This window comes from Pseudorhodobacter turbinis (assembly GCF_005234135.1).
Taxonomy (GTDB): Bacteria; Pseudomonadota; Alphaproteobacteria; order Rhodobacterales; family Rhodobacteraceae; genus Pseudorhodobacter; species Pseudorhodobacter turbinis.
The window spans coordinates 1,238,307-1,254,627 of record NZ_CP039964.1; the positions used below are offsets into that span (position 1 = coordinate 1,238,307).

At 54.4% G+C, this 16,321-nt stretch carries 15 protein-coding genes, 1 pseudogene and 3 other annotated features; of the genes and pseudogenes, 7 read left to right on the forward strand and 9 right to left on the reverse strand.

What is annotated here, in order from left to right:
• Window positions 1–235 precede the first annotated feature (235 nt).
• From EOK75_RS05890 to EOK75_RS05905, 4 genes and pseudogenes are all read left to right on the forward strand, one after another.
• Window positions 236–1,303, forward strand: a complete 1,068-nt coding sequence (locus EOK75_RS05890; protein ID WP_137193029.1) for a helix-turn-helix transcriptional regulator — start codon at window positions 236–238, stop codon at window positions 1,301–1,303.
• 142 nt (window positions 1,304–1,445) lie between these two features.
• Window positions 1,446–1,529: pseudogene (locus EOK75_RS21265) on the forward strand (IS66 family insertion sequence element accessory protein TnpB); the annotation flags it as partial.
• A 65-nt stretch (window positions 1,530–1,594) separates the two neighbouring features.
• Window positions 1,595–1,744 (forward strand): hypothetical protein, encoded by a 150-nt coding sequence (locus tag EOK75_RS20760; protein WP_168199155.1) that lies wholly within the window; start codon window positions 1,595–1,597, stop codon window positions 1,742–1,744.
• A gap of 2 nt (window positions 1,745–1,746) precedes the next feature.
• Window positions 1,747–2,379, forward strand: a complete 633-nt coding sequence (locus tag EOK75_RS05905; protein ID WP_137193030.1) for a hypothetical protein — start codon at window positions 1,747–1,749, stop codon at window positions 2,377–2,379.
• A 16-nt stretch (window positions 2,380–2,395) separates the two neighbouring features.
• On the opposite strand, the gene EOK75_RS05910 is transcribed toward EOK75_RS05905, so the two are convergent.
• Window positions 2,396–3,055, reverse strand: coding sequence for a site-specific integrase (locus EOK75_RS05910; protein ID WP_205965487.1), 660 nt, complete (start codon window positions 3,053–3,055; stop codon window positions 2,396–2,398).
• A 127-nt stretch (window positions 3,056–3,182) separates the two neighbouring features.
• On the opposite strand from EOK75_RS05910, the gene EOK75_RS05915 reads away from it, so the two are divergent.
• A protein-coding gene (locus EOK75_RS05915; RefSeq protein WP_137192138.1) for an IS3 family transposase occupies window positions 3,183–4,270 on the forward strand; the annotation gives its coding sequence in 2 pieces (ribosomal slippage) (window positions 3,183–3,444 and window positions 3,444–4,270; 1,089 coding nt in all).
• A 410-nt stretch (window positions 4,271–4,680) separates the two neighbouring features.
• Window positions 4,681–5,451 carry a putative nucleotide-diphospho-sugar transferase gene (locus tag EOK75_RS05920; protein WP_137193031.1) on the forward strand — a complete coding sequence of 257 codons (771 nt, stop codon included), beginning with the start codon at window positions 4,681–4,683 and terminating at the stop codon, window positions 5,449–5,451.
• Window positions 5,452–5,863: 412 nt separating this feature from the next.
• On the opposite strand, the gene EOK75_RS05930 is transcribed toward EOK75_RS05920, so the two are convergent.
• The 3 genes from EOK75_RS05930 to EOK75_RS05940 form a co-directional block, all read right to left on the reverse strand.
• Window positions 5,864–7,098 (reverse strand): IS3 family transposase gene (locus EOK75_RS05930; protein ID WP_137192325.1). Its coding sequence is split into 2 segments (ribosomal slippage): window positions 5,864–6,804 and window positions 6,804–7,098, totalling 1,236 coding nucleotides; the frame shifts between segments, so codons are not numbered across the junction.
• Window positions 6,695–6,811 (reverse strand) — a sequence feature (AL1L pseudoknot). It overlaps the preceding gene by 117 nt.
• A gap of 397 nt (window positions 7,099–7,495) precedes the next feature.
• Window positions 7,496–8,625, reverse strand: a protein-coding gene (locus tag EOK75_RS05935; protein ID WP_420821923.1) for an IS3 family transposase whose coding sequence is annotated in 2 segments (ribosomal slippage) — window positions 7,496–8,376 and window positions 8,376–8,625 — 1,131 coding nt in all. Because the reading frame shifts where the segments join, the coding sequence is not laid out codon by codon here.
• The gene (locus tag EOK75_RS05940; RefSeq protein ID WP_137193033.1) at window positions 8,609–8,977 is read right to left on the reverse strand and encodes a hypothetical protein; all 369 of its coding nucleotides are present in this window, start codon (window positions 8,975–8,977) and stop codon (window positions 8,609–8,611) included. Before EOK75_RS05940 ends, EOK75_RS05935 begins: the two co-directional genes overlap by 17 nt.
• A gap of 62 nt (window positions 8,978–9,039) precedes the next feature.
• Between EOK75_RS05940 and EOK75_RS05945 the strand changes: the two genes are divergently transcribed.
• Window positions 9,040–10,274, forward strand: a protein-coding gene (locus tag EOK75_RS05945) for an IS3 family transposase (RefSeq protein ID WP_137192325.1) whose coding sequence is annotated in 2 segments (ribosomal slippage) — window positions 9,040–9,334 and window positions 9,334–10,274 — 1,236 coding nt in all. Because the reading frame shifts where the segments join, the coding sequence is not laid out codon by codon here.
• Window positions 9,327–9,443: a sequence feature (AL1L pseudoknot), on the forward strand. It overlaps the preceding gene by 117 nt.
• 38 nt (window positions 10,275–10,312) lie before the next feature.
• Here the strand turns inward: EOK75_RS05945 and EOK75_RS05950 are convergent.
• The 5 genes from EOK75_RS05950 to EOK75_RS05970 all read right to left on the reverse strand — a co-directional run bounded on the left by EOK75_RS05950 (window position 10,313) and on the right by EOK75_RS05970 (window position 16,071).
• The gene (locus EOK75_RS05950) at window positions 10,313–10,834 is read right to left on the reverse strand and encodes an SEFIR domain-containing protein (protein WP_137193034.1); all 522 of its coding nucleotides are present in this window, start codon (window positions 10,832–10,834) and stop codon (window positions 10,313–10,315) included.
• Window positions 10,835–10,878: 44 nt separating this feature from the next.
• A protein-coding gene (locus EOK75_RS05955; RefSeq protein ID WP_137192325.1) for an IS3 family transposase occupies window positions 10,879–12,113 on the reverse strand; the annotation gives its coding sequence in 2 pieces (ribosomal slippage) (window positions 10,879–11,819 and window positions 11,819–12,113; 1,236 coding nt in all).
• Window positions 11,710–11,826 (reverse strand) — a sequence feature (AL1L pseudoknot). It overlaps the preceding gene by 117 nt.
• Window positions 12,114–12,567: 454 nt before the next feature.
• Window positions 12,568–13,428 (reverse strand): DUF4238 domain-containing protein, encoded by an 861-nt coding sequence (locus EOK75_RS05960; RefSeq protein ID WP_168199156.1) that lies wholly within the window; start codon window positions 13,426–13,428, stop codon window positions 12,568–12,570.
• Window positions 13,429–13,974: 546 nt separating this feature from the next.
• Entirely contained in the window at window positions 13,975–15,171 is a 1,197-nt protein-coding gene (locus EOK75_RS05965; RefSeq protein WP_137192358.1) for an IS91 family transposase, read from the reverse strand.
• A 12-nt stretch (window positions 15,172–15,183) separates the two neighbouring features.
• Window positions 15,184–16,071 (reverse strand): tyrosine-type recombinase/integrase, encoded by an 888-nt coding sequence (locus EOK75_RS05970; RefSeq protein WP_137192357.1) that lies wholly within the window; start codon window positions 16,069–16,071, stop codon window positions 15,184–15,186.
• Window positions 16,072–16,321: the final 250 nt, after the last annotated feature.

Here is a 16,321-nt window from a genome sequence, read left to right on the forward strand (position 1 = left end):
GCTTGCGTATGTTGCAAAAAAACCGAAGCGAACTACCAAACGGGAGTTGTCGGGTCATATCTGAAAAAAAATTTTCCAAATGGTCTAGAATCACCCTAGGGTTGAATCAGAGACGCGCTATCCTTTGTTCGGACCTCCCGTTTTGAGGGGTTGACAGGCGGGCGACTAGCAATCTCCATTTGCCCTCTGTGGCTTCGCTGCCCTGTTCGGGGCGTCACGACGACAAGGACCAACTTTGAACACCCTGTTTCAAAAGCTTGAAGACACGCTGGATCGGGCAACCGAAGACGCTCGGTATTGGGATACGGCACTCAAATTCGTTGTGGAAATTCTGGGGGGCACGGGGGCACTTATTCCCGCCACGGACCAGTTCTTTCGCGGCACATGGATGGCGGGCACCAAGGAAATGAAAGAGGCATTGCCCAGCTACATCAACGAGGGCTGGGTGCGCAACGATCCGCGCGAGGCGGTGCTCGGGCTGATGATGGAGCGCGGTTATGCCTGCGACCATGACGTATTCGCGGACCGTGCAGAGCGGGACATGATCCCGATCTACCGCGACTATCTCTATCCGCTGAATTTCGGAGTGCATTATTGCATCCGCATCCTGACGCCCAACGGCTATTGGGCGATGACGGTGCATTTCGACAACGACCATGCGCCGATCAGCGCCGAAGACGTGGCTTTGATCGAACGCATTCAGGCGATGTTTGCCAATTCCACGGCACAGGCCGACGAGATCGCCCGCAAACGCATCGCCGCCTTCGCACAGTTTTTCAAAGGGACGGAGTCCGAGGTCTTTGTGCTCGATGTCGATGGCAAAGAATGCTTCAGCATCAACAACAGCGGGAAGATTCAGACCCGCGCGCGCTTGAGGGATGTGATCCCCGACGAGATGAGCGCGGCACTCGGGGCCGAGATCAGGGAGCTGTGTTCCAGTGATCCAAACCTCTCGATGAGCCGCGCCTATCAGTTCAACATCGCCGCCAAGAGCAGCAGCGTGCTGATCATCCAGATCCCGCCGAATTTGCGACACTTCTTTATGCACTTCAAAGTCTGCGCGATCCGTACCGAATGCAGCGACACCACCGCGCTCAAGCAAAGCTGCCTGCGCGAGACCTACGGGCTGTCCACCGCGGAGATCACAACGGTCGAGCTTCTGGTCGGAGGCAAGACACCGAACATGATCGCCGAATTGCTCAGCGTCAAAGCCTCCACTGTGCGCCAGAGGCTCAAACAGGTTTTCGAGAAGATGCAGGTGAACAGTCAGGTGGAGCTGATCGGGTTGCACAACCGCCTTTAGAAGGCTGCCCAATCAAACTGACGTTTTCGACCCTGCCCGTGCAGAACGCCATTGAGATCGACATTGCGGGTGGCCACCGGCTTAGGATCATCGGTGGTTATGACCCCGAGGCACTGGCCCGTTTGATCCGAGGCCTTTCAGCATGATCCCGGTCCCGGCAAACACACGGGTCTGGCTTGCGGCTGGCGTGACCGACATGCGACGCGGGTTCACGACGCTGCCCGCATCCCGGACTACAAGATCAACCGCGTCGATGACCTGCTCCCATGGAAAACCGCGCCATGGGGAGACATGGAACGCATAGCTATCGAAGATATTGCCGAACTTCTCTGCATCAGCGTGCAAGTGGCCGAAAAAAGTTATGCTTTCGTAGCAAGAAATGCGGTCATTCAAAACGTAATGCAAGCGCAAGCTAATATTTACAGAAATCTCGGAGTTTGATCATGAAACATTTCGCAACAGGACTATCTGACACCGTGCCGTTAGGAAATCTATCAAACACTCGGAAAATCAGATCAGATAAAGAGAAGATATTGGAAGAGTTTTCGTCGTGGTGCTCGGCACGCGGTTATTCCCAGACAGTCACGATGTCGAACTATTTAGAGTTCAAGAAAGAGCTTTTGCGTTCACATTCTTCGGTGGCCGTCCGCGGAATCATGCGTCACCTCTATGACGAAGGGATTTTCGGCCCCGATTTAGTCCTCAGGGATTTTCTGTTTGCAACTTTTCCGGACAGAAGGACACCGGAAGAAATGATGTTGGGCCCATGGTGGCCGCACATCCCTCGCATCCTGGCGTCTAACATGGAGATATCCAATCGAAAGTTTGTCATTCGTGAACTGGATTGTTTCTTTCGCTGGAAGCAACGATCAGATGAAGTGTGCCCTTCAAAACGGCTTCCCGAAGGCATTTTCGGAAAAAAATTGGCTCCGGCGACGATGTACCATCGCCTGACCCATCTTTGCCGCGGTCTCGACACGGTGCTACCGCGGGACCAGGACTTGGTCAAATTGCGCAACCTTCAAAAGGAACTACGGCGCAAACTTCGGACATGCGCAAACCGACCCGACATCTGACGGGCCGGGGGTATGATCAGATCACGGCTGGTAACTTCTCGATGGCCGCCTGTAAGACAGCGGGCGGCGTAGGCTTGCTATAGGTGCGCTCATGGGTGTCTTTGCCCTCATGTCCGACGATGTCTCGCAGCACCTTGTCGGTCACTTCCGGAACATGTTCCAACGTGCCCTGAACATAGTGCCGCAGGCTGTGGAACGACAGATCAGCACCTTCGGCCCCAAAGGTTTTATCGACGATCTGGCGCATCCGGCGGCCAAGTTTGCGGCCATGTTTCCCCGTTGCAGGTTCGCGCAGGTCGGGGAACAGCTCGGCTTGCCCCTTGGCGCGGGCTGTTTCCACGAAATCCAGAAAACCCAACGCGATCAGACGGCTGTGGATCGGCACGAGCCGTTTTGACGATATGTTCTTGATCCGCCGCAACTCGGAATCTTCGATGTTCAGGCAGGGGATGCCATCGATTTCAACAATATCAGCGGGGGCTAAACCCGCGACCTCTTCACGGCGCGCGCCCGTAAAAGCGCCCAGCAAAGGCGTCCAATAGGTGCCGTTTTGATAGATATCGGGACCGGGGTCGGTCTGGTGATATTCTGACTTCGATCCAGACCAAACAGGAGATTTGAACAGGCGGTGCAGATCTGCCTCGGTGAACGCCTGTTTCTTGTCGCAGTCGCGCACATTGTCCTTGCGGCGCAATTTGCCGGGTTTGAGCTTGGGATTAACCGCAATCCCCTGGTAATCCCCCCCGAAAGTAAGGGGCTGCGGAAGTAGAATTTTCTCGGCAAGATGAACGAGGAGATTTTGAATGAAAATGACCAGATATAGCGAACCCCAGATCCTTGCGATCCTGCGCCAAGCCGAAGGTGGTGTGCCGGTGGCCGAGCTTTGCCGTGAACATGGCATGAGCAATGCGTCGTTTTACAAATGGCGTGCGAAGTATGGTGGCATGGATGCATCCATGGTCAGCCAGATGAAAGCCATGGAGGAAGAGAACCGCAGGCTGAAGCGGATGTATGCAGATCTGAGCATGCAGGCGGACTTATTGAAGGAAGCCCTCGGAAAAAAGTAACGGGGCCATCTCAGCGCCGCGAGATGGCCGAAACGGCGGTAGAGCGACGGGGCGTCAGCATCGCGCTGGCGTGCCGGGCCTTCGAGGTCAGCGAGACCTGCTATCGTTACAGCCCGAAGCTGAAAGACGAGAACGAGGTGATCGCCGATCTGCTGACAGGGCTGACGGATGCGCGCAAGACTTGGGGATTTGGCCTGTGTTTCCTGCATTTGCGCAACGTGAAGGGGCATCCGTGGAACCACAAGCGGGTCTACCGGATCTACTGTGAGCTGGAACTGAACCTGCGCATCAAGCCGCGCAAGCGGCTGAAACGGGAGAAGCCTGACGTTCTGGCGGTCCCGAACAGACCGAATGTGACCTGGTCCATGGACTTCATGGCGGATCGCCTCGGCGACGGCAGGGCTTTTCGGCTTTTGAATGTGTTGGACGACTTCAACCGCGAAGGGCTGGGGATCGAGGTTGATTTCTCGCTCCCTGCCGAACGGGTCATCCGCAGCCTTGATCGCATTATCGAATGGCGCGGAAAACCGGGCACGATCAGGGTCGACAATGGGCCGGAATATATCAGCGAAACACTGAGAAAATGGGCTGAGAAACATAGTGTTACGATCCAGCACATCCAACCCGGACAGCCCCAGCAGAACGCCTATGTCGAGCGCTACAACCGGACGGTTCGGCATGAATGGCTGGATCAATACATCATCGAAAGCATCGAGGAGGCTCAGGATCAGGCCACACAATGGCTCTGGACATATAACAACGACCGCCCGAACATGGGCATCGGCGGCATCACACCCGCTATGAAACTGAAAATGGCCGCGTAAGTTCTACAGATGCACCCCGTTAAAAAGGGGGCGATTACCCCTTGGTTTGGTCATGTGTATCACCCACGGAGCATAACGGGACCGACCTGCCGGGCGCAAGGGAGGATTTCCGCACATGGAGGCGAGCGACGTGAACGGCCCATTGCTGCCGTTGGCCACCACCTAACTATGCTGCGGTGCGGTCCGTTGAAGGAGACATTCGTGGATCGTGCAGCATTTTGTCGGCCAGAACGTCGGTCTGCGGACTTTTCTGACATTCGCCGCAAGTGCGCCAATGTCGGTTTCAGCGAACCGTTCAACAAACGGTGGCTTTTGGGAGGCTGTTTTGCGGTAGATAATGGTTTGTCACACAGCCATGGGTAGTTCAAGATGTAGCCCAACAACCTATTATCGACAAGAAAGGCTCACCGATGACGCAAAACAGCTTTCGTATTTTGCTATGTGCTGATGCAGGATTCTTTCATTTTCTGCCTTCGCTTGAAGAGAATATCCTCAAACGTCAGGGGGAATATCCCGTGATATACGATTTGGGAATGACGCCAGCGCAAGTGGCATGCCTCAAGAGCGAGGTCATTAAAGTCACTCCGCCAGACCGCTATAAGCTCCAAGCTTCTAGTGGTGCTATTAAAGCTACACATAAGCCGCGGTGCATTCAGCATTTTCTGGAGAATTACGCGCAAGATGTTTTGTATATAGACGCTGATGTCGTTGTTCTTGAAACAATTTACTCCGATGAGTTCTTGGGTGGGGATCTCTGTGTTACGCCGCGCCACCCCATAGAACTGCGTTCACCGTCCCCCTTTCTAAACGGCACGCTGAACTCGGGCGTTATTTTTTTCAAGAACACCCCCGCCGTGCAGAAGGTCGTAAAATTTTGGGAGGCGGAATGCGGCATCGATGATAAAAGTGATCAAATGGCCCTTAGTGATGTTCTTGAGGATGCCGACATTAAGGCGGGCCCGGGGGTCGGTCATGCCCATGGATTGACAATTCAAAAGCTGCCGGCGGCTATTTATAATGACGTCAGTTGCTCAACTGGGAAACTGTGGCACTTCAAGAATGCGGGACGCCGATCCAGCAAGAAGAACAAGCGTGCGGCGACCATTTTCTTCGCTAACAACGCACCTTGGTCTATGCATCTGTGGTTGTCATGTCAGCGCCGCTTCCGGGCACAGGCGTAGCACCAAAAACGGTCGTTTTTGGAGCGCGTGCGCTGGCGGTCAAGGTCGAGTGCCTAGCTGATCGTGCCCCGTCAATCTCCCAATATCTAGGCGATCCCATCCACCGTTAAAAATTGGCGCTTTTTGCGGATCGTCAGAATAGACCTTGACCAACTCGTCAAGTGGCACGCGATCTTCAATCCCAAGCATAGGAAACAAGCGCATAAGTTCTCGTGTCGATTGAGCTCGAGCAAATATCTCAAACGGGCGATGGCCACGGGAGAGAAGATACATCGTAACCGGAAACCAGAAGTAGTAGGGTTCTGCGTGGAGCAGGCGGTGGCGCAGAAACAGAACAAAGTCAGTTTGTATTAGTTGTTCGAACCTAAATCTGAACCGCCCCTTGTTTGCCGGAGAGCGTTTGTTTCGAATGTTAGGCTGCTTTTTCATTTGGGTTCAAGGTTGCATAGAACATCTCCTCTGCTTCATGCGGCGTGACATATCCGATGGCACTGTGCAGGCGCTTGGTGTTGTACCAATCGACCCATTTCAGCGTTTCCCATTCAAGCTGGCCCATTGATTTCCATGGGCCGAGCAACTTTGTAACCTCAGTTTTGAACAGGCCAATGATGCTTTCAGCGAGGGCATTATCGTAGGAATCTCCCACGGTTCCGACAGATGGATCGATCCCAGCGTCCGCCAATCGCTCAGTGTATTTAATGGACAAATATTGAGATCCGCGGTCGGAATGATGTATCAACCCGCCGCCTTTTTCAGGGCTGCGCTGACAGATCGCCTGGTTCAAGGCATCGAGCACAAAGGCTGTTGTCATCGATGTTGAGACCCGCCAGCCGACGATCCTTCGAGAGAAGACGTCGACAACAAATGCGACGTAAACCATGCCCTGCCATGTGGAAACATAAGTGAAGTCACTGACCCAGAGCTGGTTTGGGGATTGTGCTTTGAATTCGCGGTTCACTTTATCGTCCGGACACGGCTGAGAGGCATCGGGGTTCGTCGTGATGACTGGCTTGCCGCGAACAACGCCCTGTAATCCCATAACTTTCATCAAGCGTTCGACAGTGCATCGGGCGATGTCCTTGCTCTCACGGCGCAGTTGGTGCCAGACCTTTCTGGCGCCATAGCGGCCACGACTTTCATCGTGAACGCGCCGGATTTCCACGCTGTCCGTTACGTCTTGGCGCGCCCTGTTTGAGGCGAGCCGGGGATCTCGTCTGATCGCCGAATTTGCATAGTAGGACGATGGTGCGACCCGCAAAATCTTGCAGATCGACCCGACACCAAAGTCCGTGCGGTAATCTTCAATGAATGAAATCATTTCCTGAACGGGCGGTCGAGTTCCGCCTGAGCAAAATACGCAGAAGCCTTCTTCAGAATCTCATTTGCTTGGCGCAGTTCCCGAACCTCACGCTCAAGCTCTTTGATCCGGGCCTTCTCCTCACAGGTGGGACCGTTGCGGGCACCAGCATCGCGTTCAGACTGACGGCACCATCCCCGCAGGCTATCAGGAGCACAGCCCAGCTTGGGTGCAATTGCCTGATAAGCAGCATTGTCACTGCGATATTCCGAGCGTTGTTCATTGAAAAGCCGAACGCCGCGCGCGCGGAACTCAGCCGTATAAGACGGGATATGTTTGCGTTGTGTCATAAGGGTTATCCTTGGAGAGTTTTACTCTCCGGTAAACCCGGGGCGGTTCAATCCGCTTCCCGCAGCCCTTTCCTTGAGAAGATCAGCATGAAGCGAATACCGCCTTAGTCCTAGTTGTTTGTTGCGATGGTCAAGGAGGCTGTCGTGAAAGGAAAACACGTCATAAGTTCCCACTGCGTTACCGCCGTTCTCTCCACGCACGGTGTCGTAATAGGGTCGTCCAGCGATTGCATCGAATAGGTCAGAACGGCCATCAGTCATCGCAATTGTACAGAAATACAGCAAGAATTCGTGTGCAAAGAATTTGTAGTTATCGAAATCAAATTTGCGATACCTGAAGTGGTCCTGCTTTTCTGAACAGGTTTGCGGCTCAGCTAAGGTGCATCGGGGTTAAGTTTCATGCTGCTTGGTTCATCTGTATTGGGTCAAAGTATGCGTCGTCTGGTGTCCGTTTATCAAGCGCGGTGTGCGGCCGCTCGGCGTTGTAGAATTCGAGCCATTCGTCGATGACGCGTTTGGCTTGGAACCCGTCCTGCAATTCGTGCAGGTAGACAGCCTCCTGTTTCAGTGAACGCCACAGCCTTTCGATGAAGATGTTGTCGAGATAACGTCCTCGGCCATCCATTGATATTTTGATCTTGGCGTCGGTCAGGGTGGTGATCCAGGCCGTCCCTGTGAACTGCGATCCTTGGTCGGTATTCATTATCTCGGGTTTGCCGTATTCGGCGATGGCCTCCTTCAAAGCCTCGACACAAAAGCTGGCATCCAACGTATTCGAGAGCCGCCACGCCAGCACCTTACGCGTCGCCCAATCCATGATTGCCACCAGATAAAGGAATCCGCGCCGGACCGGAATATAGGTGATATCGCTGCACCAAACTTGGTTTGGGCGCGTGATTGGCAGTTTCCTCAGCAGGTATGGATAGATCGGGTGCTGGGGATGCTTCTTGCTGGTGTTTGGGCCCTTATAGATCGCCTGCAACCCCATAACGCCCATCAAGCGGCGCACGCGGTGGCGACCAGCATGAAACCCGTTTCGCGGCAGGTAGGCTGCGATCTGGCGGCTGCCAAAGAACGGGTATTTCATGAACACCCGATCGATTTCATTCATCAGCTTCAGGGTCTCGGCATTCACACCGACCGGCGCATAATACAACGATGACCGGCTGATCTTCAGAAGTTTACATTGCTTCGTCAGGCTCAGGTCAGTGCGATCAGCGTTGATCATAGCCTTGCGTTCAGACGGGCTCATCGCTTCAGCCCTTGTGACAAAAAATCGTTCTCCACCGCCAGCTTCCCGATCTTGGCATGAAGCTCTTTGACTTGGGCCTCGTTGTCTTCGACCTTCTTTGCCTTGTCGGAAAACACGCCGGTCAGGCCGTCAATTGCCTGACGCTTCCATGTCGTCACCTGCGTTGGGTGGATCTTGTGCTTGGCTGCAATCTCTTGCGCCGTCTTGTCTCCGCGAAGTGCCTCAAGCGCTACCGTGGCCTTAAACTTGTCCGAAAAACTACGTCTCGTCGTCATTTCTGTATCCTGTCGTCAATGCTGGATACATCTTAGCACGCTGTCTGAATTTGCCGGACCACTTCAACCTGCCACTCTCTGGCGTCGCGTGGAAATAGGGAATGAACCGTTCTAGAAAAGCGTGTAACGCATCTCCGTAACGGGTTTCAGGTTCTGCTCGAGCAATTGCACGCACCAGCGTTATTACTTCATCCCTATATGGTAGAAATGAAGCGTAATTGCTTGATATTTCATCTGACAGTGGATCAGTTTCGACATTGATGCGGAATGCCTCTAGCTGATCAGTCAGGGTTTCTAAGTACTCTTGCGTCGCGGCAAAGGCATGTGGTTTGCTATTTTGAACAGCATCCATTGCCCGACGGTGTGAACCGCCCCGGGTTTACCGGAGAGTAAAACTCTCCAAGGATAACCCTTATGACACAACGCAAACATATCCCGTCTTATACGGCTGAGTTCCGCGCGCGCGGCGTTCGGCTTTTCAATGAACAACGCTCGGAATATCGCAGTGACAATGCTGCTTATCAGGCAATTGCACCCAAGCTGGGCTGTGCTCCTGATAGCCTGCGGGGATGGTGCCGTCAGTCTGAACGCGATGCTGGTGCCCGCAACGGTCCCACCTGTGAGGAGAAGGCCCGGATCAAAGAGCTTGAGCGTGAGGTTCGGGAACTGCGCCAAGCAAATGAGATTCTGAAGAAGGCTTCTGCGTATTTTGCTCAGGCGGAACTCGACCGCCCGTTCAGGAAATGATTTCATTCATTGAAGATTACCGCACGGACTTTGGTGTCGGGTCGATCTGCAAGATTTTGCGGGTCGCACCATCGTCCTACTATGCAAATTCGGCGATCAGACGAGATCCCCGGCTCGCCTCAAACAGGGCGCGCCAAGACGTAACGGACAGCGTGGAAATCCGGCGCGTTCACGATGAAAGTCGTGGCCGCTATGGCGCCAGAAAGGTCTGGCACCAACTGCGCCGTGAGAGCAAGGACATCGCCCGATGCACTGTCGAACGCTTGATGAAAGTTATGGGATTACAGGGCGTTGTTCGCGGCAAGCCAGTCATCACGACGAACCCCGATGCCTCTCAGCCGTGTCCGGACGATAAAGTGAACCGCGAATTCAAAGCACAATCCCCAAACCAGCTCTGGGTCAGTGACTTCACTTATGTTTCCACATGGCAGGGCATGGTTTACGTCGCATTTGTTGTCGACGTCTTCTCTCGAAGGATCGTCGGCTGGCGGGTCTCAACATCGATGACAACAGCCTTTGTGCTCGATGCCTTGAACCAGGCGATCTGTCAGCGCAGCCCTGAAAAAGGCGGCGGGTTGATACATCATTCCGACCGCGGATCTCAATATTTGTCCATTAAATACACTGAGCGATTGGCGGACGCTGGGATCGATCCATCTGTCGGAACCGTGGGAGATTCCTACGATAATGCCCTCGCTGAAAGCATCATTGGCCTGTTCAAAACTGAGGTTACAAAGTTGCTCGGCCCATGGAAATCAATGGGCCAGCTTGAATGGGAAACGCTGAAATGGGTCGATTGGTACAACACCAAGCGCCTGCACAGTGCCATCGGATATGTCACGCCGCATGAAGCAGAGGAGATGTTCTATGCAACCTTGAACCCAAATGAAAAAGCAGCCTAACATTCGAAACAAACGCTCTCCGGCAAACAAGGGGCGGTTCAGTGCGCCGCGCTCGTGGCAAGCGTGATCGTCGCTTCATCTGATTTCAGGTAGGCTGGCGGACGCCCTACGTCTGGCTTCTTGTAAAGTGGCTTGTCAAAAATCCAACGGACAAGTTGCTCGAAGCTATCTGTCGCTCTGGTCAAATCCGTAAAATCAATAAAAATACGCGACGTATAGTAAGTAGGCAAGCAGGCGTTTCCGTGTTCATCCCGCTCAAACACAAGCGCGACGAACTTGCCTTCGTCTTCGCCACTATAGAGCTTTGGGGATATGATCTGCGCTTCGGTTCCTGCGCCACCAGAACGCTGATCTGATTTCTCAGCGTAAACTCGGTCAGAGACGATTATGACTTTCTGAATGTCTTTATCTGTAACCATCTGCTCCATAAAAGCAGTGGACTCTTGGCCCTCGCGCAGATCCCACTTGTCAAGGATTGCATCAACTCCAGCCGAACGAAGGTCGGTCGCAAGATCTAAGACCCGAGCTTCATGGTCGGGGCTACTCCAACTGTAGGAGATAAATGAACCGCCCCTTGTTTGCCGGAGAGCGTTTGTTTCGAATGTTAGGCTGCTTTTTCATTTGGGTTCAAGGTTGCATAGAACATCTCCTCTGCTTCATGCGGCGTGACATATCCGATGGCACTGTGCAGGCGCTTGGTGTTGTACCAATCGACCCATTTCAGCGTTTCCCATTCAAGCTGGCCCATTGATTTCCATGGGCCGAGCAACTTTGTAACCTCAGTTTTGAACAGGCCAATGATGCTTTCAGCGAGGGCATTATCGTAGGAATCTCCCACGGTTCCGACAGATGGATCGATCCCAGCGTCCGCCAATCGCTCAGTGTATTTAATGGACAAATATTGAGATCCGCGGTCGGAATGATGTATCAACCCGCCGCCTTTTTCAGGGCTGCGCTGACAGATCGCCTGGTTCAAGGCATCGAGCACAAAGGCTGTTGTCATCGATGTTGAGACCCGCCAGCCGACGATCCTTCGAGAGAAGACGTCGACAACAAATGCGACGTAAACCATGCCCTGCCATGTGGAAACATAAGTGAAGTCACTGACCCAGAGCTGGTTTGGGGATTGTGCTTTGAATTCGCGGTTCACTTTATCGTCCGGACACGGCTGAGAGGCATCGGGGTTCGTCGTGATGACTGGCTTGCCGCGAACAACGCCCTGTAATCCCATAACTTTCATCAAGCGTTCGACAGTGCATCGGGCGATGTCCTTGCTCTCACGGCGCAGTTGGTGCCAGACCTTTCTGGCGCCATAGCGGCCACGACTTTCATCGTGAACGCGCCGGATTTCCACGCTGTCCGTTACGTCTTGGCGCGCCCTGTTTGAGGCGAGCCGGGGATCTCGTCTGATCGCCGAATTTGCATAGTAGGACGATGGTGCGACCCGCAAAATCTTGCAGATCGACCCGACACCAAAGTCCGTGCGGTAATCTTCAATGAATGAAATCATTTCCTGAACGGGCGGTCGAGTTCCGCCTGAGCAAAATACGCAGAAGCCTTCTTCAGAATCTCATTTGCTTGGCGCAGTTCCCGAACCTCACGCTCAAGCTCTTTGATCCGGGCCTTCTCCTCACAGGTGGGACCGTTGCGGGCACCAGCATCGCGTTCAGACTGACGGCACCATCCCCGCAGGCTATCAGGAGCACAGCCCAGCTTGGGTGCAATTGCCTGATAAGCAGCATTGTCACTGCGATATTCCGAGCGTTGTTCATTGAAAAGCCGAACGCCGCGCGCGCGGAACTCAGCCGTATAAGACGGGATATGTTTGCGTTGTGTCATAAGGGTTATCCTTGGAGAGTTTTACTCTCCGGTAAACCCGGGGCGGTTCAAAACGCCTTTGGCGCAGCTGGTTGAATATCGGACATGGAGAGCTTTTCGATTGAGGCTATAGAGGTTTATTTAACCTAAAGTAGTGTCTCGTGACCAGAGAGTAACGATTCATGGGTAAGGCCATTCCAAAAACGCTCCTTTTTGGCACAGGCAAAAACCACGCCGATCTACGCTGCCAAAAACCCCGTTCAAAATCCATGTGGTTGTTGGAGGTTTTTGGAAACTTTCATGATGACGGACATTCGTGCAATGCGCAGCATCGGACACAATGGGCTCAAACCGGACTTGCGGCGGTGCGGCAGGCAAATCTTGACCTTGCAGGCTTCTGCGCGACCAACCGGATGACCGGTCCCAGCCCGAAGCGGACGGTAGGCAACCGTTCCCGAGAAAGAATTTTTGGCGTCTATCCAATGCATTTTCTGAAAAATTCTCGCCCATCAAGCACACAAGAGGAATCACAGTCGAGTATAAGGAAGTCATCCGTTTTGAAGAAAATATTTCGATGTGCATTCACAAGTGTGCCAAAATTGAAGGACGCGACCATTGTCTTGTCGAGAATTAGCTTAGAGGCTTTTAGCGAGCCGCTCTGACCCAGTATTGCAAGATTTTTCGACAAAGGCACGAAGATTGTTGCTCCAGGGCTCTCAAACCCCCACGGTGGATCTTCGTTCGCGGTTGCGATCTGTAGTGGAAAGTCGCTCGTAACGAACTCCCCTGCGTCGTCGCCAGCCTCCAAGATAGCCCAACTTTTTGAGCATAAACTATCAAAAATTGGTTCGATTAGCGGTAGTTCCATTCCGACATGTTCTTCAGAAAACAAGTTACGACTATTGCGCTTCTTTAGAATATCGTTTCCATCGTCGCCAAGAGCAGATCTGATCAGCAGTCCGTCAAGCTGCCGCATGGGCGCCTCAAGCATTGAACGTTGCTTTGGATTGCGGGCTGTCGTCATTGCGAAGAACAGCAAAAGCCTCTCTAGATCTTCCCTCGATGAGAGACTCTTCGATTGGAGAACTTTCTTCAAAGCTGCGCCCGCAGGTTCCTCCACAGCATAAGAGTAAAGTTTTTCGACACTGTTTGGATCGGCTTTCGAAAAGGACCTGTTAAAATTCTTTGCTCCGCCAGTTTTGTCAGTGCGCTTTTCAAAAGTTTTTAATTCAAACTTGTCAAACACCTGAATTGCATGTTTCTTTTTTCTATCTTCGGCAGCAAACCCTTTGAGATAAAAATTCGAAACGTAGTGATGAAACTTTGGTTCTGACAAAGGCATTCTCCTGCAAGAAATAGTCCCAACAAGGGCCATTCTATCTCTACATGTATCAGTTATCCGCAGGACATATGCAAAGCTCACTAACTGCGCACAACCGACCTTGGCGTGCAGCTCAGCATGGAGGCTTCGGTCTGCTGCGGCTTTAATGGCCGCTTTTGCAATTCTGGCACAGAACCTTCGCAGATACAGCTAAGGTCCGGTTTCCTGAAGGTTTTTCGATGCGGGCCGCAGCATGACGTTGGCTGCCATGAGGTGGCGGCCCGCGTTGACAAACCTCGGAAGGAGGAAGCCGCGGGGGTCTGGGATCAGCCTATGGGGAAAGACCTCTGACGGTCGGGGCTGTGTCCGCAGCTGGCGTGAGGCTGGAAGGAGCCTGGACCCATTTTGCAACTGGGTCCAGGCGCATGGCCTGCGGATTTATCGACACTTGAAGGTTCGCAGGGCGTATCGGTCTACAGACCGGCGCGCTTTGCAAATGGCTTCCTGGCCGGAACTGCGGGGAGATCCGAGGTTTCATCAATGCGGTGATCGGGCGTTTCGTCATGCTGCCTGCTCCCTCGGTGGCGCGCGGGAACAGGGTTTCTGGCCGCGCCGGAAGATCTCAATGATGCGCATGGGGCCGCCGCAGCATGGGCAGGGTTCGCGCAGGGTGAGTGGCACGGTCTCGGTCTCCTGCTGCACGGCCTCGTGTTCAGGGCGCGGTGCCCCGAGCAGGGTGCGGATCTTCGCAATATTGGCCTTGCGGGTCGCGTTGGCCAGAAACCCATAGTGCCGGATGCGGTGGAAGCCATCGGGCAGGACATGGATCAGGAAGCGGCGTATGAACTCGGGGGTGGTCAACCGCATTACCTTTTGTCTGTCACCAGACTTGATGCGGTAATCGTTCCATCGGAAGGCGACCGTCTCTGCATCGGCGCTGACCAGACGGGTGTTGGAGATCGCCACCCTGTGGGTGTATCGGCTCAAATAGGCCAGCACCGCGTCAGGCCCGCCGAAGGGCGGTTTGGCATAGACGACCCATTCGGATTTGCGGAACGGCGCGAGCCAACGGGCAAAAGCATCGGCACCCGCCAGCCCGGTGAGATCGCCGAAGAAGGCCAACTCACCTGCGTGATGCAGAGCCATCAGTCCCTCCAGAAACAGGCGCCGGAACAGCCGGGAGAGCACCCGCACATGGAGAAAGAACCCCGGCCTGCAGGAGACCCACCGGGTACCGTCCGGCGACAGGCCACCGCCGGGAACGATCATGTGGACATGAGGGTGATGGGTCAGTGCTGAACCCCAAGTATGCAGCACACTGGTCATGCCAACCCGCGCGCCCAAGCGCTTCGGATCTGCGGCGATGGTTATCACCGTTTCGGCCGACGCCCTCAACAGCAAGCCATAGACCGCCTTCTTGTTCCAGTAGGCGATCTGCGCGATCTCGGTTGGCAGAGTGAAGACGACGTGGAAGTATTCGACCGGCAGCAGATCCTCGGCCCGTGCGGCCATCCAGTCCCGCGCCGCCGGACCCTGGCATTTGGGGCAGTGTCGGTTCTTGCAGGAATTGTAGGCGATATGGTGGTGGCCGCATTTGGCGCAGCCAGCCACATGCCCGCCGAGCGCCTCGGTCCGGCAGGCTTCAATCGCCGACATCACCTTGAGCTGGCTGAGGCTGATATGCCCGGCATTGGCCTGTCGCCACGCAGGGCCATGGGCACGGAAGATGTCAGCGATTTCCAGCTTTGGCCGGTTCACCGGCCACGATCACTACTCCAACCCTCGTCGAAGGGTTTCATCCTGCAATAGTTTCATATGCTCAAAGGGGCTCACGGTGCTTTGGATCGTCTTTGTCGCCACATGGGTGTAGCGCGCCGTGGTGGTCAGCTTGGCATGCCCGAGCAACACCTGGATCACCCGCACGTCCGTGTTCGCCTCCAGCAGATGCGTGGCGAAGCTGTGTCGCAATGTGTGCAGGGTCGCCAGTTTATTAATCCCTGCCATGTGTTTGGCTGAGGTGAAGGCCCGATTCAACTGGCGTGGCGAGAGCGGACTGATCTTCGGTTTGCCCGGAAATAGCCACCCCTCAGGGCGGGACTCGCGCCAATACTCCCGCAGCAGGTCCAGCAGGCTGGGCGACAGCATGGCCTTGCGATCGCGCCCGCCCTTGCCGTCATCGACATGGATCAGCATCCGATCGCTATCGATATCCTTGACCTTGAGGTTGCAGACCTCGGCGGCCCGTAATCCTGCACCATAGCTGATCCCAAGCGCTGCGCGATACTTGAGCCCCGGGCCAGGCACAGCGGCCATCAGGTCAGCCACCTCCTCGACGCTCAGGACAATTGGCAGTTTCCGGGGTTTGCGGTGGAACTGCATGAACCGCTTCATCTCTTCGCGACCGCAGGTGAAGCCGAAGAAGAACCGGAGCGAGATGATCCTGACGTTGTAGGTGCTTGCAGATACTCCGTCGTTGGTCATCTGTAACTGATACGCGCGCAGGTCTTTAGGGGTGGCTGTGTCAGGTGGCCGTCCGAGAAAGGCGGCAAAGTGCTTCACGTTCCGGATGTGGGCCTTCTGGGCCTTCTCGCCGAGGCCACGAATTTGCATGTCCTCAATCATGCGCTGACGCAGCGCGGTGGTCTTTTCCTCCTTCATGGGAACCTCCTGTCTGACGGTGGGAAAGACCCAGATCGTCAGCCCAGAAAGGCCAATCACAAAGTAAAATGCTGAAATGATCCTGAACGCCGCGACTGGGCGCCAATGCCGCGGAGCGGCTTAGTCCATCCGCCCCAAATGCCTGCGGCACAACCTTTTTTCCGTCTATCCCCCAACCCTCGCTTACGCGACCGTTCACGGTTACAAATCTGGCGACAATCCAGCTCGATGGCAGGGAAATCTCTCTATC